Here is a 20,203-nt window from a genome sequence, read left to right on the forward strand (position 1 = left end):
CCCTCCATGCGTTCCTTTCGCATGCGAACTATTCGCGCGAATTGATAATCAACCCGCATAGCGCCTTTCATCTGCTATTTCACAGGAAATCTAGATTTCCGTGACTTTTCCGTGATCATGAACGGCAAAGATTCCCGGGGCGCTCTTGATGATCAAGGGCACTTACGGGAGGAACCCCACGTGAAGCGAGCAGTAATGGCGCTGGCGTGCGCCGCGACGGCCGCGCTCGTCGCGCCCGCCGTCGCCGCCCCCGCCCAGGCACAGACCACCGCGGGAAGCCAGGCGCGGCCCGCGAACCCGCTGGCGGCGCTCAAGAAGCAATTCGTCCCGGGCCGCGGCGTACGCGTTGTCTCGTCCGCCAACATGAGCTTCGGCGGCTTCATCAACATCAAGTCCGGCTCGAAGGGCGTCTTCGGATTCGGCCGGTCCGGAGTCTCGTCCTCCGACCTCACCACCAAAATCAACTACGGTGGCGGACTGGGCGACGACGACGAGCTCAAGGGCATCAACGACCCGATGAGGACCATCACCGTCGGCCGGACGTCGTACGTCTCCGGAGGCGTCTACGCCGACCTGCTCCCCGACGGCAAGTCGTGGCTGCGCCTGCCCGGGCAGGACCCGGACGCGGCGCTGACCGGCATCGGCGGCTACGTCAACCCGCTCGACCCGCGCGCCCTTCAGGCCGTCCTCGCGACCACCAAGGCCAAGGGCGCGGGCGGTGTCGTCAACGGCGCGCGGACCACGCTCTACCGCGGCACGATCACGGTGAAGCAGCTCGCCTCGGCGGTGCCGTCGCTGCGCAAGCAGCTGCCCTCCAGTGCGTCGAAGGGCGTGATCAGCTGGAAGCTGTGGATCGGCGGCGACCAGCTCGTCCGCAAGGTGGTCAGCTCGATGACGACGACCGTGAAGAGCAAGAAGATAAGCATCACCATCGAGTCGAGCAGCACGACCACCTACAGCGGCTGGGGCGGGAAGGTCACGGTGAAGGCGCCGCCGAAGAGCCAGGTCGCCACGACCTCGGACATCGACGGCAGCGTGCCGGACCTGCCGCAGGTCATCGACCTGGGCGACTGATCCGCACACGGATGTCGGCGGCGGCCGGGCTCCCCACCCGGCCGCAGCTCAGCGCCTCAGGCGCCGCCGCACAGAGCCACCCGGCCCGCCGCTCAGGGCCTCCCGCGCCGCCGCTCAGAGCTTCTCGATGGGCGCGTAGGCGAGCAGCAGGGTCTTCTCGCCGTCCCCACCGAAGTCGATCTTCACTCGGGTCTTCTCGGCGACGCCGTCCACGCTGACGACCGTGCCCAGCCCGAAGCTGTCGTGGGTGACGCGGTCGCCGGGCGACAGGCTCGGCACCTGGCGGCCGCCCGCCTTCGGCGCCGGCGCCGTACGCGCGGAGGGGCGGGAGGTCGCGGCCGACCAGGCGGTCTTGCCGGGGTCGCCGCGCCACTCGACCAGGTCTCCCGGCACCTCCGACAGGAAGCGCGAGGCCGGGTTGAACGACGGCGCCCCCCACGACGACCGCACCGCCGAGCGGGACAGGTAGAGCCGCTGCATGGCGCGGGTGATGCCGACGTACGCCAGCCTGCGCTCCTCCTCCAACTCCTTCGGGTCGCTCAGCGAGCGCATGTGGGGGAAGACGCCGTCTTCCATGCCCGTGAGGAACACCACCGGGAACTCCAGGCCCTTGGCGGTGTGCAGGGTCATCAGCGTGACCACTCCGCCGTGCTCGCCGGTCTCGGGAGCGCGGTCGCCCGGGGGGACGACCCCCGCGTTCCCGCCCGGGATCTGGTCGGCGTCGGCGACCAGCGAGACCTGCTCCAGGAAGTCGACGAGCGTGCCCTCCGGGTTGGCCTCCTCGAACTCGGCGGCCACCGAGATCAGCTCGTTGAGGTTCTCCAGGCGGCTCTCGTCCTGCGGGTCGCCCGAGGTCTCCAGCTCCGCGCGGTAGCCGGTGACGCGGAGCACCTCCTCCGCGAGGTCGGACAGCGGGAGCTCCTTGGCCCGGAGCTCCTCCAGCATCGCGACGAAGTCCCTGATCGCGTTGAGCGACCGGGTGGCCAGTCCCGGAGCCTCACCGGCCCGGCGCAGCCCGTCCCAGAAACCGATGCGCTCCCGGTTCGCGAACGCCTCGACCATCGCCTCGGCCCGGTCGCCGATGCCGCGCTTGGGCACGTTGAGGACCCGCCGCAGCGACACCGTGTCGTTCGGGTTGGCCAGGACCCGCAGGTAGGCGAGCAGGTCCTTGACCTCCTTGCGCTCGTAGAAGCGCACCCCGCCCACGACCTTGTACGGCAGGCCGGTGCGGATGAAGATCTCCTCGAAGACGCGGGACGCGGCGTTCGTGCGGTAGAAGATCGCCACGTCGCCCGGGGTGACGTCGTGGTCGTCGCAGAGGCGGTCGATCTCCTGCGCGACGAACATGGCCTCGTCGTGCTCGTTGTCGGCCGCGTAGCCGATGATCTTCGATCCCGCGCCCTGGTCGGACCACAGGTTCTTCGGCTTGCGGCCCTCGTTGCGCGAGATGACCGAGTTGGCGGCGTTCAGGATCGTCTGCGTGGAGCGGTAGTTCTGCTCCAGCAGGATCGTCCGGGCGTCCGGGTAGTCGCGCTCGAACTCCAGGATGTTGCGGATCGTCGCGCCGCGGAAGGCGTAGATCGACTGGTCGGCGTCGCCCACCACGACCAGTTCAGCGGGCTCGACGCCCTCGCGCACCACGTCGCCGTCGGCGGTCCGCACCTCGGGCCGCCCGACCAGCTCGCGGATCAGCGTGTACTGCGCGTGGTTGGTGTCCTGGTACTCGTCGACCATCACGTGCCGGAACCTGCGCCGGTAGTGCTCGGCCACCTCGGGGAAGAGCTGGAACAACGTGACCGTCAGCATGATCAGGTCGTCGAAGTCCATCGCGCCGGCCTCGGTGAGCCGCCGCTGGTAGGTGCGGTACGCCTCGGCGAGCGTGCGCTCCAGGTGGGTCGACGCCCGGTCGGCCGCCGTCTCGTAGTCGATCAGCTCGTTCTTGAAGTTGCTGACCTGGGCCGAGAACGACCGCGGCGGGTAGCGCTTGGGATCGAGGTCGAGCTCGCGGCAGACCATCGCCATCAGCCGCTGGGAGTCGGCCTGGTCGTAGATCGAGAAGCTGGAGGTGAACCCCAGCCGCTTGGCCTCGCGCCGAAGGATCCGCACGCAGGCGCTGTGGAACGTCATCACCCACATCGCCCTGGACCTCGGGCCGATCAGCTTGTCGACCCGCTCCTTCATCTCGCGGGCGGCCTTGTTGGTGAAGGTGATCGCGAGGATCTCCCCCGGCTGGACGCCGCGTTCCGCCAGCAGGTAGGCGATGCGGTGGGTCAGCACCCGGGTCTTCCCGGAGCCCGCCCCCGCGACGATCAGCAGGGGGCTGCCCTGGTGGGTCACGGCGTCCCGCTGCTGCGGGTTGAGGCCGTCGAGCAAGGGATGGGTGGCGGCTCCGATGGACACGTCCCTAGGGTATGACCGCCCACCGACATCCGGAGCCCACTCACCCGGCAAGTCCCGTTTAAGGTAATTGCCGGACCATGAGGAGGTTGCCCGTGCTGGACGAGGCGGATATCCGCAAAGTGCTGGTCGTCGTCGCGCACCCCGACGACATCGACTTCGGCGGGGCGGGAACGATCGCCAGGCTGACCGAGGCGGGGGCCGAAGTGGTGTACTGCCTGGTCACCGATGGCGACGCGGGCGGGTTCGACCGTCTCGTGGACAACGGCGGCATGGCGGCGCTGCGCCGGGCCGAGCAGACGGCGGCGGCCAAGTGCGTGGGCGTCGGCGACCTGCGCTTCCTGGGATACCAAGATGGCATGGTCGAGCAGACGCTCGGCCTGCGCCGCGACATCACGCGGGTGATCCGCCAGGTACGGCCGGACCTGGTCGTCACCTCGTCCCCCGACCGCAACTACGAGCGGCTCGGGCCGAGCCACCCCGACCACCGGGCCGTCGGCGGCGCCACCCTCGACGCGGTCTATCCCGACGCCCGCAACCCGTACGCCTTCCCCGAACTGCTCACCGACGAGGGCCTGGAGGCCTGGACGGTGCGCGAGGTCTGGCTGAGCGGCGGGATGGCCGCGAACCACTACGTCGACGTGACCTCCACCGTGGACCGGAAGATCGCCGCCCTGCGCGCCCACGAGAGCCAGACCTCGCACATCCCCGACCTCGACAGCATGATCAAGGGCTGGCTCTCCGCCAACGCGGCCGCCGCGGGCCTCCCCGAGGGCTCGTACGCCGAGGCGTTCCAGCGGGTCGCCACCGCCTGAGCAGGTCATCACACGCGGGTCATCGCAGACGGGTCATCGCAGACGGGTCATCGCAGACGGGTCATCGCAGACGGAGGGCGGCGGATCTCCACCCGGGGGTGGAGATCCGGCCGGTCTCCACCTCCGCCTCTCCCTTCTTCTCCACCCGCTTCTCCACCCCGGCGCCGATCCGGTCCGGGCCCGCTCTCCGTACGGTCTGACGCATGGAAAAAGCGCAGATCATCGTCGTCGCCCTCGCCGCCATCGCCTTCGTGATCTACCGGCAGACGACGCCGCGACCGGCCGCCAGGCGGGCCGGCCTGATCATCTCCGTGGCGTTGATCCTGGGCGGTCTCGCCTCCGACGGCGCGGCGCTGGTGGACCCGCTCCACCCGGTGCTCGCCGTCACCCTGCTCATCTCGGGCCTGCTCGTGGCGGCGGGACTCGGCGCGCTGCGCGCGACGACCACCCGGGTGTGGCGCGACCCGCACGGCGTCGCCTGGTCCCAGGGCACAGGCCTGACGCTGCTCGCCTGGGCGGGCTCCATCGCCGCCCGGATCGCGATGATGGCCCTGACCGCCCTGCTCGGCGTCGCCACGTCGCAGGGCTCCGTCCTCCTGTTCGTCGGGGTGACCCTCGGCGTCCAGTTCCTGGTCGTCGCCAGGCGCGCGAACGCCCTCCCCGGCGCCGCCGTCCCGGACGCGTACGCCGCCCGCTAACGTCGGGACGTGCCCATTCGTGACCGTCCGCACCGCTTCGGCCGTGACCGGCGAAGCCCGGAGGGCTCCCTGCCTCCCACCCCCGCACGAGCCCCCGCCCCCGCACAGGGCCCGGACCGCTCCGCCTCCGCCCGCAGGAACGCCGTCGCAGGCGTGTGCCTGCGGGCGGCGGTGATCGCGATGCTGGTCGCAGGGGAGGCGACCTCCCGGCCGGGCTTCGGCCTGACGGGCGAGCGCCTGGGCGTCACCCTGCTGACGATCGCGGCCTCCGTCGCCCTGGCGCTGACGATCATCTCCCGGCTGCCGGTCGCCCTCCCCCGGCGGTGGGACAAGGCGCTCGTGGAGGCCGTTCTCATCGGCTTCGTCATCGTGCTGAGCATCGCCCTCGACGCCGTGTCCCATGCGGGCCCCGCGGTCGGCGTGCTCATGTTCGGCGTCGGGGCGGCGGCCGCGCGGCACCCGCTCCGCCGCTCGCTGCCGCTCCTGCTGCTGGCTCTGGCGAGCCTGGCGGCGGTCTTCTCGGGCATGCTGCCGGTCACGGAGCTGACGGGGGCCGCCGCCGACAGAACAGACCGCGGCCTCAGCCTGTGCGTCTCGGTCTGCGTGGTCTTCACCGTCGCCTACGCGATCAGGGAGCGCAGGGCCGCCACGGCCGCTCAGGCGGGTGAGGCCGTGCTGGCCGAACGCGCCCGGATCGCCCGGGAGATCCACGACATCCTCGCCCACTCCCTGTCGGCGCAGATCGTGCACCTGGAGGGCGCCCGGCTGCTGCTGCGGGCCGACCGGTCGCAGGAGGCGCTCGACCGGGTCGAACGCGCCCGCGAACTCGCCAAGAACGGCCTGGAGGAGGCCCGCAGGGCCGTGGCGGCGCTGCGGGACGACATGCCGCCGCTGCCCGCCGCGCTGGCCGCGCTGGCCGAGGACTTCCACTCCTCCACGGGCAGGGAGTGCGGGCTCGACGTCCGCGGCCCCGAACGACGCCTGCCGCCCGAGATCGAGCTCGCGGTGATCCGTACCGCCCAGGAGGCGGTCACGAACGTGCGGCGGCACGCGCCCGGCTCCCCCGCCGCCGTACGGCTGAGCTTCCGCGACGGCGAGTGCGAGCTGGAGGTCGTCAACCCCCCGAGCGCCGAGCCCGGGACGCCTGGAGGAGGATACGGACTCGTGGGCATGCGCGAACGGGCCGAGCTTCTCGGCGGCACGCTGGAGGCCGGCGCCACCGGGGACGGCTTCCTGGTGCGGTTGCGGGTGCCGGCGTGACCGCCCGCGTTCTCGTGGTCGACGACCAGGCCGTGGTGCGCGACGGGCTCGTTCTGCTGCTGGGCCTGCTGCCGGAGATCGAGGTGGTGGGATCGGCCTCCGACGGCGAGACCGCGCTCCGCATGGTCGCCGGTCACCGGCCGGACGTCGTGCTCATGGACCTGCGCATGCCCCGGATGAACGGGGTGGAGGCCACCCGCAGGATCCGCGCCGAGTTCCCCGGCACCCAGGTGGTGGTGCTCACGACGTACACCGACGACGAGTCGGTCTTCGCCGCGCTGCGGGCCGGGGCACGCGGCTTCCTCACCAAGAGCGCGGACGCCGAGGAGATCGCCCGCGCCGTGGCCGCGGTCATGAACGGCGACGCCCAGCTCGACCCCGGCGTGCAGCGCCGCCTGCTGAGCACCGTCACCGGCGACGCCGTCCCCGGCGCCCCCACCGGTGACATCGCGGGTGGCATGGCGGGTGGTGCCACAGGTCACGCCACCGCCCCGCCGCCCGCGCCGTCCCGAAGGCGGCCCCGCGAAGTGTCCGAACCGGCACCGCCCGGGGACCCGGCTCCCGGCCCGCCGCCGGACGGGCTGACCCGGCGCGAGGCCGAGGTCCTGCGGCTCGTCGCACGCGGACTGTCGAACGCCGAGATCGCCGCCACGCTCTTCGTCAGCGAGGCCACGGTCAAGACGCACATCAACAACCTCTTCGCCAAGGCAGGTCTCCGCGACCGCGCCCAGGCCGTCGCGTACGCCTACCGGACCGGGCTCGCTCGTCCCGGCGACGACTGATCCCGGCCGGCCGGGCCGGCCCGGCGGTCGTCCAGACGGCGTGCCACCCGGGCGGCGGCGTAGCCGAGGGAGTTCGTCGCCACGTGCAATATCGCGGGCGCGAGCAGACCGGCGCGGTGGCGGAGCCCGTGGAACACCAGCCCCGCCACCGCGGTGGACGCCACCGTCCCCGCCACCAGCCGTCCCGCCTCCACGCCGCCCCGGCGACCAACGCCCCCAGCAGGCTCCTCCCCCACACCACCCGGGCGCGCGTCACCCAGGGCGGGGTCCTCACCCGCCGCCAGGCGTCCGAGGGCGGGGTTGGCCCGGGCCATGTCGAGCGCGGGCAGCACGTGCCACAGCCCGAACAGCACGGCCGACGCGGCGACCGCCGTACGCGCGGGCAGGACCCGGCCGAGCAGGGCCGGAAGCACGCCTCGGAAACCGACCTCCTCCAGCAGCACGGTCCCGAGAGGCACCTGGATCATGGCCTCTTCCAGCACCCGGCGGCGCGACAGCGCCAGCGCCCGCTGGTCGAGGAACAGCGGCCGGGTGCGGGGCAGCGCCACCCCGGCGGCGTACCCGGCGGTGACGGCGGCGGCGAGCGCACCGCCCGTCGCGGCACCCGCGCGGGCGCCCCGGAAGCCCAGCTCGGACCAGCTCAGCCCCTCCCGCCGGGCGATCAGCAGGAGCGCGCCGGTCGCGGCGGCCGACGTCAGCGGGGCCCAGCGCCGGGCGACGCGGTTGTTGAGCAGGTTCGCCACGGCGAGCACGCCGAGACCCGTCGCGATCGTCCGCTTCACGCCGTCCATCTCACGTCGTCCATCTCACGCCGTACGCTCCGCCTTCGCACGTGCACCGCCGCCTCGTCGCGCCACATCGTGACCTACCACGCCCTCGCCCGCCGCACCGCGGCGCCCGTACGGCATGCCGGAACGCCCGGGCGACGGTGCGGGGCCGGGGTCAGCAGGCCCCCACGCCCTCGTTGTAGCCCTGGGCGAAGTATCCCTGGCGCTTTTCCGGGGTGCCGTGGGCGTCCGGCGCCCACCAGGCGTCGGTGGGATCACCCGCCGCTTCGAGGTTGACGAGCAGTTCTTCCTCGTCGCCCTGTTCGGCCCTCAGCGCCCGCGCCTGGATGAGGCCGCTCAGCGCGGCCCCCGCGTAGCAGTCGGCCTGAAGCTCCCGCTCCACGTTGTAGCGGAAGTCGTCCACGAGCTGGGCCTGGACGGCGTGCCCCAGCTCGTGCGGGATCACCACGTAGACCGCGCCGTCGCCCATCTGGTCGTACATCGCCCTCAGCCAGGCGGCGTCGTAGGCGACGAAGTGCCCGTCCGGGCAGTAGAAGGCGTTCTCCGGCACTGCCGGCTGCCCGCCGCAGTCGGGGCCGCCGTTCCCCTCGTACGCGACGAAGCGCGTGATCGGGCGGTAGGTCTCCCCGCTCTGGCGGAAGCGGTCCGCCCAGAACCACTCGGTGAGGCACCGGGCGAGCTTCACGTCGCCGGGGAAGTCGTCGCCGTTGCCCCTGCACGGCGTCGCCCGGGACGCCGTGTCGCCCTGCTGCGCGCGGTCCGGCGGAGGAGACCCGGCGAGCGTGCCGCAGGACGCGACCAGGGTCACCAGGAGGAAGAACGCGGCGAACGCTCGACGGGTCATTCCACTGCTAATACCCCAAATTCCGGGAAAAGTTCGCCAAAACTCACAGGTAGTGGTCACAAACTCCAGAGGTGCACGGGCTCGTTGGTGTGCATGTGCTCCAGGTAGCGCAGGGTCATCCGGCGCAGCGCCTCGTGGTCCCCGCCGAGAGCCCGGGCCGTCCTGACCTGCCAGTCCGCGCCCGTACGGCCGGTCACGCAGCGCCGCTCGATGATGCCGAGCAGCCGGTCGCGCTGGACCGGGTCGACCTCCCACAGGTCCAGCCCGTGATAGGCGAGGGGCAGCAGCCTCCGCAGGATCAGCTCGGCGGCGGGCACCTCCCCCAGGCCCGGCCAGTAGAGGCGGGCGTCGAGGCCGTGCCGCGCCGCGTTGCGGAGGTTGTCCTCGGCCGCGGCGAAGGACATGCGCGACCACACGGGGCGTTCGGCCGACGGGAGCACCCGCATGAGCCCGTAGTAGAACGCCGCGTTGGCGGCGATGTCCGCGACCGTCGGCCCGGCCGGTAACACCCGGTTCTCCACCCGCAGGTGCGGGACGCCGCCGGCCACGTCGTAGACGGGCCGGTTCCAGCGGTAGACGGTGCCGTTGTGCAGCCGGAGCTCGTGCAGCCCGGGCACTCCGCCGTCGGCCAGGACCTGCCTCGGATCCTCCTCCTCGCACAGCGGCAGCAACGCGGGAAAGTAGCGGACGTTCTCCTCGAACAGGTCGAAGACCGAGGTGATCCACCGCTCCCCGAACCACACGCGGGGCCGCACGCCCTGCGCCTTCAGCTCCTCGGGGCGGGTGTCGGTGGCCTGCTCGAACAGGCTGATCCTGGTCTCCCGCCACAGCTCCCTGCCGAACAGGAAGGGCGAGTTGGCCGCCACCGCCACCTGCGGGCCCGCGATGGCCTGGGCCGCGTTCCAGTGGTCGGCGAACTGCTCCGGGCTCACCTGCAGATGGAGCTGGACGCTCGTGCACGCCGCCTCTGGGGTGATGCTGTCGGCGTAGGTGTCGAGCACGTCGACGCCCTCGATGTGGAGGTGCAGGTCCTCGCCGCGGGCGGCGAAGATCTGCTCGTTCAGCAGCTTGTAGCGCGGGTTGGCCGACAGCGTCCCCTCGCTGACGTCCGACTCGCGCAGCGTCGGGAGGATGCCGACCAGCATGAGCTGCCCGCCGACGCGCGCGGCCCGTTCCTGCCCGCGGTTGAGGCGGCGCCGTACGGACTCCTCCAGCTGCCGGCTGCCGTCGCCGGACAGCACCTGCGGCGGCACGTTGATCTCGACGTTGAACTGGCCCAGCTCGGTGGCCCAGTCGGGCTCGGCGATGGCGGCCAGGACCTCGGCGTTCTTCATCGCCGGCTCGCCCCGCGCGTCGACCAGGTTCAGCTCGATCTCCAGGCCCATCAGCGGCCGTTCGAACTCGAACCGCGACCCCCGCAGCATCTCCGCGAGGACCTCCAGCGACAGCTTGACCTTCTCCCGGTAGCGACGGCGGTCCTCCCGGGTGAAGGACACGGAGGGTACGTCACGGCCCATGCCCGAAGCGTCGCACGCCGAGGGGCGATCACACCAGACGGGCCGACCCAGAAGGGGTCAGACCAGGCGCCTCGCGGTGGCCCACCGCGAGAGCTCGTGCCGGTTGGAGAGCTGCAGCTTGCGCAGCACGCTCGACACGTGGGTCTCGACGGTCTTCACCGAGATGAACAGCTCCTTGGCGATCTCCTTGTACGCGTAGCCGCGCGCGATCAGCCGCAGCACCTCCCGCTCCCGCTGGGTGAGCGAGTCGAGCTCGGGGTCGATGGGCGGCGCCTCCGTCGAGGCGAACGCGTCGAGCACGAACCCGGCGAGCCGCGGGGAGAACACCGCGTCGCCGTCCGACACCCGGACGATCGCGTCGGTCAGCTCGGCGCCGCTGATCGTCTTGGTCACGTAGCCCCGGGCACCGCCCCGGATGACCCCGATCACGTCCTCGGCGGCGTCCGACACCGACAGCGCGAGGAAGCGCACCTGCGATCCCGAGCCGAGCACCCGCCGCAGCACCTCCTGGCCGCCGCCGCCCGGCATGTGCACGTCGAGCAGCACCACGTCGGGCTCCAGCTCGGCGATCGCCGAGACCGCCGACTCCACGTCCTCGGCCTCTCCGATCACCTGGATCGACGGGCCCAGCTCGGCCCGTACGCCGGACCGGAACAGCCGGTGGTCGTCGACGATCAGCACGCGTACGGTCTTCATGTGTCCCTCTTCATGGTCAGCATGACCTCGGTTCCGTCGCCGGGCTCGGTCCTGACCCGGGCGCTTCCGCCGTTGCGCTCCATCCTGCCGATGATCGACTGGCGGATGCCCATCCGGTCATCGGGGACGTCGTCGAGCACGAAGCCCTTGCCCCGGTCCCGGACGAACACCGTCACCTCGTCGGGCTCGACCTCGGCGTAGACGGAGACGACCGAAGCCCCACTGTATTTGCACGCGTTGACCATCGCCTGCCGGGCGGCGTGGAGCAGGGCCGCCATGTTCTCGGTCAGCTCGCAGTCGCCCACGCAGACGACCTCGATCTGCACGCCGTGGGCGTCCTCCTCCTCGGCCGCGACCCGGCGTACGGCGGCGGCGAGGGTCGCGTCGGCGTCCTGCTTGGGCTGGTAGAGCCAGTTGCGCAGTTCCCGCTCCTGCGACCGGGCGAGCCTGGCCACCTCGCGCGCGTCGTGGGCGTTGCGCTGGATGAGGGTCAGCGTGTGCAGCACCGAGTCGTGGACGTGGGCGGCCACCTCGGCCCGCTCCTCCTGCCTGATGCGCTCGGTGCGCTCCCGCTGGAGCTCCTTGACCAGCGAGGCGAGCCAGGGCGCGGCGATCATGAGCATGCCGCCGACGACCACCGCCGTGAACACCAGCCCGGTCCGGGCCTTGGCCAGCTCGCCGCTCGCGGCGAGGAAGCCGATCGCGCCCACGACGACGAGCAGCGCGCCGATGCCCGTGCGGACCCAGGTCGTGCTGACCTGCTTGACCGCTCCGGACATCCAACGCTGCCGCCGGCCCGGGTCGGCCTGCTGCCAGAGGATCAGCGCGCCGATGCCGCCCACGGCGATCGGCCAGGTGCCGAACCCGCCGCTGGACGCGCCCGTCAGCCAGGCGAAGGCCCCCAGCGTCAGCCACAGCACGCCGTACGCCGCGAGCTGACCCCACTCGCGGGCGGGCTCGTGGCCCTTCACCTCCTCCTTGGGGGTGAACATCCACAGCGCGGCGTACGCCACGAGGCCCAGCCCGTCGACGACGGTGAGCAGCACGAAGGCGAGGCGCAGCACGACGGGGTCGAGGCGCAACTGGGCGGCGGCGCCCTGGGCGACGCCCGCGACCACCCGGCCCGACACGGGCCGGACCATCCGGGGGTACGCCGCGACGGCGTTAGGCATCTCAGACATCTCGGAAAGCATCGTCACACGTCACGGAGCATGCGCGCATCAGGGCATGCCCTGATGTGGCCCCTGGGGACTCGGGGACGGCTCAGGGTCGATGCCCGCCGAGGACGCGGGGCGGCCGACACCGGCGATTCACAGTTACCAGGAGACCTGCTTGAGTACGCTCCACCCGGTGGAAACCGACGCCGTACGTGAGGAAGAGCGCACGGACCGTGTGCTTCGTGACGCCATGGTCGACAAGCTGCGGGACTGGGGAAACGTACGCACCGGGCCCGTGGAGGCCGCGACGCGTGCCGTGCCCCGCCACGTGTTCGTGCCGTCGGTGACATTGGAACAGGCATACGGGCTTGATTCGGTGGTCACTCATCGGGACGAGAACGGAAGAGCGATCAGCTCTGCCTCCGACCCCGGGGTGGTCGGGGCGATGCTGGAGCAACTGGACGCCCGGCCCGGTCATCGCATCCTGGAAATAGGCGCGGGGACTGGCTACAACGCCGCGCTGCTCGCCGAGCTGGCCGGGCCGACGGGACAGGTCACGACGGTCGACATCGGAGCCGGCATCGCGGCGGGAGCCCGGCGAGGTCTGGGCGCGGCGGGTTACGACCGGGTGCGGGTCGTCCACGGAGACGGCGAAGCCGGCCACCCTGAGCACGCGCCCTATGACCGGATCATCGTCACCGCGGGCGCGTGGGATGTGCCACCCGCGTGGCGGGAGCAGCTCGCACCGAACGGGCGGCTGGTCGTCCCGCTGCGGATCCAGGGCGTCACCCGGTCGGTGGCGCTGGAACTCGACGGCGTGAGGCCGCCGGCCGAGTTCGGGCGTGGGGGGTCGCCAGGGGCCGCGATGAGCTGGCGGGCCTGCGGATCGAAGTCCATCCGAAGGAAAGCGCCGGCAACCCCGCCGCCATGATCACGGCGGACAAGAGGCACAGCAGGGTGTTCGTCACCGCGACCGGTGGTTGACGCCACTTCCGTCCGGTGCCCGACAACCGTACGGCCAGGGTCGCCGACGTGGGCCGCACGCTCGGCATATGCGATGCCTCCCTGATGTGGCCCCTGGGGACTCGGGGACGGCTCAGGGGTTCCCCCGATGGCAGGGCCACGGCCGGCACGGCCAGGATGGGACCATGACCGAGGCGCCATCCGCTCCCACTTCCGACCCCGCCGGCCAGCCAGAACCCGAAAGGGTGCTGAGCCGCCACCGGGACGGACGCATGATCACGGGCGTGTGCGCGGGCCTCGGCAGGTACACGGGCATGGACCCGGTGCTCTTCCGGGTCGGCTTCGCGGTGCTGGTCCTCGCCTCCGGCATCGGCGTCATGCTGTACGTCGCGGCGTTCCTGCTGATGCGCCGCCCGGACGGCGGCCCCGGCCACCTGGAGCAGTGGACCCGGCGGATGTTCGACGCCGAGACCGTGCTCGCGTTGCTGGCGGCGGTCTTCGCGTTCGGGCTGATCATCAATGTGGCCTCGGGCGGCATCAACCGCGGCACGATCGTCGTCGGCACGCTGCTGGCCATCGTGCTGATGGCCGCCCACGCGCGGGGCGTCGACCTGCTCACCATGGCCAGGTCGATGCCGGAACGGGCGACCGGCCGGCGCGGCATGACCAGGTCCACTCCCGGGTTCGCACCGTTCGCCCCCTTCGCGCAGCAGCCGTACGGGCCGGCGCCGCAGCCCGCCGAGACCACGGCGATGCCGGGAACGTACGCCCCGCAGGCCCCTGGGCGGGGGCCCGAGCCGTCCGTCCGCGGGACCGCGGACGACGCGACCCCCGAGGACACCACGCAGGACACCACCGAGAACGCCGCCGCCCGGCGGTTCGCGTCGGAGCCCACCCGGGAAACGGTGTCGGAACCCCTGCGGGACACCGCGCCGGAGCCCGCGAGTGACGTGGACGCCGGGCACGGCGCGGGTTCTGCGGGGCGGGCCGACGGCGACCCGCCGACCCGGGCCTTCGAGCCTCCGGCCGGGACGACCCCGCTGTCCATGCCGGACGCTCCGGGCTCCGGCGGCTCCGGCGGCTCCGGCGCGAGTAACGCCGGGCCACGCGACTCCGGGCCACGCGACTCCGGCGCGGGCGGTCCCGTGCCGCCGCCTCGGGGCGCGGACGGGTACCGGCGGCTGTCGGACCTGGCCCGCGAGGCGCGGGCGAGCGCGCGGGGCGACCTCGGCTCACCCGGGCAGGCGCCGGGCCGCGCCGCCGGCCAGGGCTTCGGAAGCGGCCAGGGGTACGGCGCGGGCGAGCCCTTCGCCCCCCACGGCCCGTACACGAGGCGGGAGCCGTACCGGCCGCTCGGCACGCCCTACGCGGCGGACCCGTACGGGCCGCCCGTGGCCCCGCCGCCGCGGCCCAGGAAGCCCAAGCGTCCGAGGTCGTTCGTCAGCGGCCTCACCATATGCCTCGCCCTGATCGTTGGAGGGATCATGGTCACCATGCAGCGGACCGGCACCGGCACGGTCGGCCTCCCGGTCGTCGGCGGGGCGGTGCTCGTCACGATCGGCGCGGGCCTGCTCGTCGCCGCCTGGTTCGGACGGGGCGGCGGGCTGGTCGCCGCCGGCACGATCGTGGCGCTCGTGCTGGTGGGAAGCACGACGGTCAACGGCATTCCCCGCAAGGTCGGCAGTTTCGTCTGGCATCCCGTCACCGCCGTCCAGTCGCCCGGCACCTACGAACTGGGCGTCGGCGATGGCAAGCTCGACCTGAGCGACATTCCACTGAAGTCCGGCGCCCGGCTGAGGTTCGACGCCTCGGTGTCGCTGGGCCAGCTCGCGGTGATCGTCCCGCCCACCGCGCGGGTCGAGGTGTACGGCTTCACGAAGCTGGGCGAGGTGCGGATCGACCACCAGGTCGAGGACGGCACGAACGTGCGGTTCGATCGCATCCTGGAGCCCGAGACACCCGGCAAGGGCGACGCGCCCACGATCGAGCTGCACGTCAAGGCGGGCGTCGGTGACGTGGAGGTGCGCCGTGCTGCCTGACCCCCACACCGATCCCCGTGCCGGGCGCCCGCGCCGGGTCCACCGTACGAGCTGGATGTGCCTGCTCTCGGGCCTGCTGTTCATCGGCATGGGCATCCGCTACCTGACCGGGCCCGATCCCGACGCGGTCGTGATGGCTCCCCTGCTCGTCGGAGGGCTGGGGTTCGCGGCCTTCATCGCGATCCTCGCGAAGGCCATCCGCCGCTGACCCCTTCCCGCTGACCTCACCTCGTCGACCCCGGGCCGGACTTCCCGCCCGGGGTCGAGGTATTTCACGGCCGATTCGGGGATCCGCTCGCCAGAAGCATACTCAGTATGCATACTGAGTATCCATGTCCGTACGACACGGCCTGCTCGCCCTGCTGAGTCAGGGCCCGCGCTACGGCTACCAGCTGAAGACCGAGTTCGAGGCGTCCACCGCCGACACCTGCCCGCTCAACATCGGGCAGGTCTACACGACGCTGTCCCGCCTGGAGCGGGACGGCCTGGTGTCCCGCGCCGGGGAGGACGAGCAGGGCCGCGTCCGATACGCCATCACCCCCGACGGCAACGGCGAACTCGACCGGTGGTTCGCCAAACCCGTCTCCCGGGCCGACCGGCCCCGCGACGAACTCGTCGTCAAGCTCGCCATGGCCGCCACCACCCCCGGCGTGGACGTGGCGGCGGTCATCCAGGCGCAGCGGTCCTCGACGATGCGGACCCTGCAGGAGCTCACGCGGGCCAAGCGGGGCTTCGACGCGTCCGCCGAGGCCGCGCAGCGCCTGGTCCTCGATTCGATGATCTTCCAGGCCGAGGCCGAGCAGCGCTGGCTCGACCACTGCGAAGCAGTCCTCGGCAGCCCCTCCGACTCCAGCCCAGCCAAGGAGACCACGTGACCGAGCGTGAGCCGTCCGCGTCCCCAGCGGACCAGTTACCCCGCCCGGACGGCGAGCCGATCGTCCGCCTCGCGGGCGTCGTCCGCGTCCACGGCGAGGGGCCGAACGCCGTACCCGCCCTGCGGGGCGTCAGCCTCGACGTGCGGGCCGGTGAGCTGGTCGCCGTCATGGGCCCGTCCGGGTCCGGCAAGTCCACCCTGCTCAACCTGGCGGGAGGGCTCGACCGGCCGACCGAGGGGTCCGTCCTCCTCGAAGGCCGCGAACTGCGCGATCTGCCGCCCAAGCGGCTCGCGGAACTGCGCCGCAGGAGCGCAGGCTACGTGTTCCAGGATCTCAACCTCATCCCGTCGCTGACGGTGGCCGAGAACGTCGCGCTGCCACGTGAGCTGGACGGCGTGTCCACGGCGACGGCCCGGCGTGCGGCCCTGCGGGTGCTGGACGAGGTGGGCCTCACGGACCTGGGCGACCGGTATCCCGACGACCTGTCGGGCGGTCAGCGCCAGCGGGCCGCCATCGCCCGGGCGCTGGTCGGGGAGCGCCGCCTGATCCTCGCGGACGAGCCCACCGGGGCGCTCGACACCCGGGCGGGTGACGAGATCATCCAGGTGCTCCGGCAGCGCGCCGACGCGGGGGCCGCCGTGCTGCTGGTCACCCACGAGCCGAGGTACGCCGCCTGGGCCGACCGTGTCGTCTTCCTCCGGGACGGCCGGATCACCGATTCCTCCGACGCCGGCGGGACGGACGGGGCCGACGGCATGGGCGTGGTGAGCGCCCGATGAGAGGCCTGCGCGCGGCGCTGCGGATCTCGCGCCGCACCGCCTGGCGTTCGAAGGGGCGCAGCGCGCTGATCCTTGCGATGCTCGCGCTGCCCGTCGCCGTCGTCACCTTCGTGCTGACCATGTTCGCCACCGTGTACGAGATGTCACCCAGCCAGTACCCACTCGGCCGGGCCGACGCCGTGGTGCAGGGCGCCCCCGAGTGGAGCGGCCTCAGCCAGAACGCGTGGGGAGAGACCGATCCCCTGGAGAACGGCGCGAAGACGACGCCGTACACCCGGGCGGAGATCGCCGGGCTCATCCCCGGCAGCCGCCTGATCCCGGCGTCGCAGCAGTTCCTCCGTTATCTCGCCCCGGGCGGGTACGAGATGGGATTCGTCCGGCAGGTGGATCTGCGCGACCCGATGTCCCAGGACACCTTCCGGCTCGTGCGGGGCAGGCTTCCCGCCGCTCCCGGCGAGGCCGTCATCTCCGCCCAGCTGCTGGACGAGCAGACCAGGCCGGGCGTGACGCTCCTGGCCACGGAGGAACGACATCCGCTCCGGATCGTGGGCGTCGCCCTGTTCGCCCCGGCGAGGCCCGAAATAGTGATCTTCCCCGGCAGTCTGCCCGACTCCGCGTTCGGGCCCGCCGATCCCCAGCAGGTGACGCACGGCTGGCTCGTGGACGCGCCTCGTCCGCTGTCGTGGCCGGACGTCCGCCGGCTCAACGCGCGCGGTCTCGTGGTCAGGAGCCGGGCCGTCGTCGACAGCGCCTCGCCGGAGACGCGGTTCAACCTGAAGATCGACTCCTCCACGCTGCCGGTGCTTCCGTGGACCGGGATCGCGCTGCTGCAGGTCGTCCTCGCGGCAGGGCCGGCCTTCGCGGTCGGGCGGCGGCGCCGGGCCCGCGAGTTCGCGCTCGTCGCCGCCCAGGGCGGCTCCCCGGCGCAACTGCGGCTGATCGCATTGGCCGACGGGCTGCTCTTCGGCGTCGCCGGCGCCACGGCCGGAGCGGTGATCGGCGTCGCGGCGGTGCCGCTCGCGATGCCCGGCCTCGAACTGTGGATGAAGTCCCTGGCGGGCCCGTTCACCGTCCCCTGGATCTCGGTCGCGCTGGTCGCGGTGCTCGGGGTCGCCGCCGGGGTGCTGGCCGCGCTCGCCCCCGCCGTCGGCGCGGGCCGTACGGACGCCGCGGCGGTTCTGTCCGGCAGGCGCGAGCGGCGCCGCGACCGCGCGGGCCGGCCGCTGCTCGGAGCGGTCCTCGTCGTGGCGGGCCTCGCGGCGACGGCGGTGAGCGCCCGGCGCGGCGTCCACTTGATCGCCGCCTCGGCGCTGCTCACCCAGCTCGGGCTGGTGGCCCTGGTGCCGGCCCTCGTCCTCCTCGTGGGCCGGGCCGCCGCCCGGCTCCCCCTGCCGCTCCGCTTCGCCGTCAGGGACGCCGTACGCAACAGGGGCCGTACGGTGCCCGCCGTCGCCGCGGTGATGACCACGGTCGTGGTGCTCACCGCGATAGGTGTGGCCTGGCGGGCCACGGCCGTCACCCCCTTCCAGCGTGACCTGCCGCAGGGGCCGGTGGGATCACTCCGGATCTCGGCGGCGGACCTCACTCCGCAGCTGTGGGACCGCGTCCGCGCCGCCGTGCGGCGGGAGCTGCCCGCGGGCGTGCCGCTGGTCGAAGGACGGGCGCTCGCGACGAAGGCCGGCGTGCCGCTCGGCGTGAGCCTGCCGGGGCCGGTCGGCTCAGGGGAACAGCCGGTCTTCTTCCTGGACAGCGGGAGCGGTGGGCTGCTGGCCGGAGACGAGAGCCTGCTGCGCTACGTGCTCGGCCGCGAGGACCCGAAGGCGGTCGCGGCGCTGCACGCGGGAAAGGCGGTCGTGCTCAATCCCGCCACCGTCCGCAAGGGCAGGATCAGAGCGGATGTGATGGGGCAGCAGTACGCGGGGCCACCGGACCCGCCCGAATCGATCTCCCTGCCGGCCGTCGGGGTGCCGCCCACGGGGCAGGGCTGGACGCGTGTGGTCGTCGCGCCCGAGGCCGCCGAGAAGGCGGGTTACGGCACCGTCACCACCCTCCTCGCGGTGAACCCCGCGGACTACCGGACGTCACCGGCGACGGCGGACCGGATCGCCGCGGCCGTAGAGGCGATCACGCCCCACGCGATGGTCAGGCTGGAGACGCCGCGCGGTCCCGTGGACGACTCGGTGGCCCTGCTCGTGCTCGCCGTGGCGGCCGCCGTGCTCGTGCTGGGGATGACCTTCGTCGCGACCGCGCTGGCCGCCGCCGAGGCGCGGCCCGACCTGGAGACGATGGCCGCGGTGGGGGCGGCTCCACGGACGAAGCGGGCCGTCGTCGCGGGTCAGGCCCTGGTGATCGCGCTGCTCGGCACGACCGCCGGAGTGCTCGCCGGTCTGCCGCCCGGCGCCGCCGCCACCCGGGTGCCGTCCGGGCTGTACCGGCCGATGATGATGGTGCGGCCCGACGGGGTGCCCGTGGTCGTACACCCGCGGCCGCCGGCGCTCCTGCTCACGGTCCCGTGGTCACTCATCGCCCTGCTCGTCGTGGGGCTGCCCCTGCTGGCGGCGCTCGGCGGCGCCGTGTTCACCCGGTCGCGCCTGCCACTCCCCCGGCGCAGGGTGACGTGATCCGGCGCACCGCTACGTGCGCAGCGGGTCGGGCGTGCCGGGGGCGAGGGCGTCACGGACGGCGGTGAGGCAGCGTTCGACGACGGGGCGGGGGGCGAAGGCGTAGGTGCCGTCGCCGAACAGCTCGAACGTCATGTGGCCGTCGTACCCCCGGCGCGCGAAGGCGGCGAGGTAGTCGGCGAGCGGCAGCTCGCCGTCGCCCCAGGCGAGGTGCCCCGCCGGGCGGCCGTCGATGAGGTGGACGTGGCGGACGCGGTCGCCGAGCGCGTCGAAGTAGTCGTCGACGCCCTCCCCCGCGACCGCCATGCCGACCGTGTCGAGCACGGCGCCGAGGTTCGGCGCGCCGACCTCGTCCAGCATGCGGGCGAGCGCGCGGGAGTCGTTGAGAAGGTTCGACTCCACCCGCTGCAGCGGTTCGAGCACGCACGTCACCCCGAACCCGGCGGCGTACGCCGCGATCTCGGCGAGCGCGTCGGCGGACCGGCGCAGGCCGGTCTCCACCGGCTCGCCCTCGAAGCCGCGGCCGGGCGTCAGCAGCAGCAGTTCGGCGCCGAGTTCCGCGCACAGCTCGGCGGCGCGGCGGAACATCGCGATGCTCGCCGCGCGCAGCCGGGTGTCCGGCGAGGCGATGTTGACGGGATACATCACCTGCTCGGGCGTGAGGCAGCGCACCCGCAGGCCGCGCGAGGCGGCCCGGCGGCGTACGGCCCGGGCCTCGGCGTCGCTCACCCACGGCACGTGGAAGTGCGGGGCGACGCCCCACAGCTCCACCTCCTCGCGGCCGAGGTCGGCGGCGTCGTCGAGGAACCGGTCGAACGGCAGGTGCTGGTAGGAGAAGTTCGATCCGGTGATCCGCGGGAAGGACATCGGCGCTCCTGTCGCAGGGGAGGGGTGCGAG

Annotated in this window: 19 protein-coding genes; 11 read left to right on the plus strand and 8 right to left on the minus strand. The window is 72.7% G+C overall.

Annotated features, from left to right (window positions below; genetic code table 11):
* The first annotated feature begins 180 nt into the window (after positions 1-180).
* On the plus strand, positions 181-1,074 hold the full coding sequence (locus F5972_RS02640; RefSeq protein ID WP_150930691.1) for a hypothetical protein: 894 nt from the start codon (positions 181-183) through the stop codon (positions 1,072-1,074).
* Between the two features lie 114 nt (positions 1,075-1,188).
* Here F5972_RS02640 and pcrA read toward each other — a convergent pair whose 3' ends face one another.
* Positions 1,189-3,474: a DNA helicase PcrA gene (pcrA, locus tag F5972_RS02645; RefSeq protein ID WP_449843632.1), complete on the minus strand. Its 2,286-nt coding sequence runs from the start codon at positions 3,472-3,474 to the stop codon at positions 1,189-1,191.
* A 77-nt stretch (positions 3,475-3,551) separates the two neighbouring features.
* Here pcrA and F5972_RS02650 point away from each other — a divergent pair, with 77 nt between their 5' ends.
* Positions 3,552-4,286 carry a PIG-L deacetylase family protein gene (locus F5972_RS02650; protein ID WP_225311109.1) on the plus strand — a complete coding sequence of 245 codons (735 nt, stop codon included), beginning with the start codon at positions 3,552-3,554 and terminating at the stop codon, positions 4,284-4,286.
* Positions 4,287-4,347: 61 nt separating this feature from the next.
* On the opposite strand, the gene F5972_RS36880 is transcribed toward F5972_RS02650, so the two are convergent.
* On the minus strand, positions 4,348-4,491 hold the full coding sequence (locus F5972_RS36880) for a hypothetical protein (protein WP_191909908.1): 144 nt from the start codon (positions 4,489-4,491) through the stop codon (positions 4,348-4,350).
* On the opposite strand from F5972_RS36880, the gene F5972_RS02655 reads away from it, so the two are divergent.
* From F5972_RS02655 to F5972_RS02665, 3 genes are read left to right on the plus strand one after another with little or no spacing between them, the layout of a single operon-like run.
* Positions 4,490-4,984, plus strand: coding sequence for a hypothetical protein (locus F5972_RS02655; RefSeq protein ID WP_150930693.1), 495 nt, complete (start codon positions 4,490-4,492; stop codon positions 4,982-4,984). The two genes, F5972_RS36880 and F5972_RS02655, sit on opposite strands and share 2 nt — an antisense overlap.
* Before the next feature lie 9 nt (positions 4,985-4,993).
* The gene (locus tag F5972_RS02660) at positions 4,994-6,244 is read left to right on the plus strand and encodes a sensor histidine kinase (RefSeq protein WP_150930695.1); all 1,251 of its coding nucleotides are present in this window, start codon (positions 4,994-4,996) and stop codon (positions 6,242-6,244) included.
* Positions 6,241-7,026 carry a response regulator transcription factor gene (locus tag F5972_RS02665; protein WP_150930697.1) on the plus strand — a complete coding sequence of 262 codons (786 nt, stop codon included), beginning with the start codon at positions 6,241-6,243 and terminating at the stop codon, positions 7,024-7,026. The genes F5972_RS02660 and F5972_RS02665 overlap by 4 nt, the downstream gene beginning before the upstream one ends.
* Here the strand turns inward: F5972_RS02665 and F5972_RS02670 are convergent.
* The 5 genes from F5972_RS02670 to F5972_RS02690 all read right to left on the minus strand — a co-directional run bounded on the left by F5972_RS02670 (position 6,990) and on the right by F5972_RS02690 (position 12,043).
* Positions 6,990-7,817, minus strand: coding sequence for a CPBP family intramembrane glutamic endopeptidase (locus F5972_RS02670; protein ID WP_191909909.1), 828 nt, complete (start codon positions 7,815-7,817; stop codon positions 6,990-6,992). The two genes, F5972_RS02665 and F5972_RS02670, sit on opposite strands and share 37 nt — an antisense overlap.
* A 151-nt stretch (positions 7,818-7,968) precedes the next feature.
* Positions 7,969-8,658, minus strand: coding sequence for a neutral zinc metallopeptidase (locus F5972_RS02675; RefSeq protein WP_150930699.1), 690 nt, complete (start codon positions 8,656-8,658; stop codon positions 7,969-7,971).
* A 56-nt stretch (positions 8,659-8,714) separates the two neighbouring features.
* Positions 8,715-10,175 (minus strand): glutamate--cysteine ligase family protein, encoded by a 1,461-nt coding sequence (locus tag F5972_RS02680; RefSeq protein WP_150930701.1) that lies wholly within the window; start codon positions 10,173-10,175, stop codon positions 8,715-8,717.
* Positions 10,176-10,232: 57 nt separating this feature from the next.
* Positions 10,233-10,871: a response regulator gene (locus F5972_RS02685; RefSeq protein ID WP_150930703.1), complete on the minus strand. Its 639-nt coding sequence runs from the start codon at positions 10,869-10,871 to the stop codon at positions 10,233-10,235.
* On the minus strand, positions 10,868-12,043 hold the full coding sequence (locus F5972_RS02690) for an ATP-binding protein (RefSeq protein ID WP_404803030.1): 1,176 nt from the start codon (positions 12,041-12,043) through the stop codon (positions 10,868-10,870). Before F5972_RS02690 ends, F5972_RS02685 begins: the two co-directional genes overlap by 4 nt.
* A gap of 160 nt (positions 12,044-12,203) precedes the next feature.
* Here F5972_RS02690 and F5972_RS02695 point away from each other — a divergent pair, with 160 nt between their 5' ends.
* The 6 genes from F5972_RS02695 to F5972_RS02720 all read left to right on the plus strand — a co-directional run bounded on the left by F5972_RS02695 (position 12,204) and on the right by F5972_RS02720 (position 19,305).
* On the plus strand, positions 12,204-12,959 hold the full coding sequence (locus tag F5972_RS02695; RefSeq protein WP_225311110.1) for a methyltransferase domain-containing protein: 756 nt from the start codon (positions 12,204-12,206) through the stop codon (positions 12,957-12,959).
* Positions 12,960-13,176: 217 nt separating this feature from the next.
* Positions 13,177-15,030, plus strand: a complete 1,854-nt coding sequence (locus tag F5972_RS02700; RefSeq protein ID WP_191909910.1) for a PspC domain-containing protein — start codon at positions 13,177-13,179, stop codon at positions 15,028-15,030.
* Positions 15,020-15,238: a hypothetical protein gene (locus F5972_RS02705; protein WP_150930709.1), complete on the plus strand. Its 219-nt coding sequence runs from the start codon at positions 15,020-15,022 to the stop codon at positions 15,236-15,238. The genes F5972_RS02700 and F5972_RS02705 overlap by 11 nt, the downstream gene beginning before the upstream one ends.
* Before the next feature lie 124 nt (positions 15,239-15,362).
* Positions 15,363-15,905 (plus strand): PadR family transcriptional regulator, encoded by a 543-nt coding sequence (locus tag F5972_RS02710; RefSeq protein ID WP_150930711.1) that lies wholly within the window; start codon positions 15,363-15,365, stop codon positions 15,903-15,905.
* A 59-nt stretch (positions 15,906-15,964) separates the two neighbouring features.
* Positions 15,965-16,684, plus strand: a complete 720-nt coding sequence (locus F5972_RS02715; protein ID WP_225311150.1) for an ABC transporter ATP-binding protein — start codon at positions 15,965-15,967, stop codon at positions 16,682-16,684.
* Positions 16,681-19,305: an FtsX-like permease family protein gene (locus F5972_RS02720; protein ID WP_150930715.1), complete on the plus strand. Its 2,625-nt coding sequence runs from the start codon at positions 16,681-16,683 to the stop codon at positions 19,303-19,305. Before F5972_RS02715 ends, F5972_RS02720 begins: the two co-directional genes overlap by 4 nt.
* A 12-nt stretch (positions 19,306-19,317) precedes the next feature.
* Here F5972_RS02720 and F5972_RS02725 read toward each other — a convergent pair whose 3' ends face one another.
* The gene (locus tag F5972_RS02725) at positions 19,318-20,172 is read right to left on the minus strand and encodes a sugar phosphate isomerase/epimerase family protein (protein WP_150930716.1); all 855 of its coding nucleotides are present in this window, start codon (positions 20,170-20,172) and stop codon (positions 19,318-19,320) included.
* Positions 20,173-20,203: the final 31 nt, after the last annotated feature.

The organism is Microbispora cellulosiformans (assembly GCF_008728085.1).
Lineage (GTDB): Bacteria > Actinomycetota > Actinomycetes > Streptosporangiales > Streptosporangiaceae > Microbispora > Microbispora amethystogenes.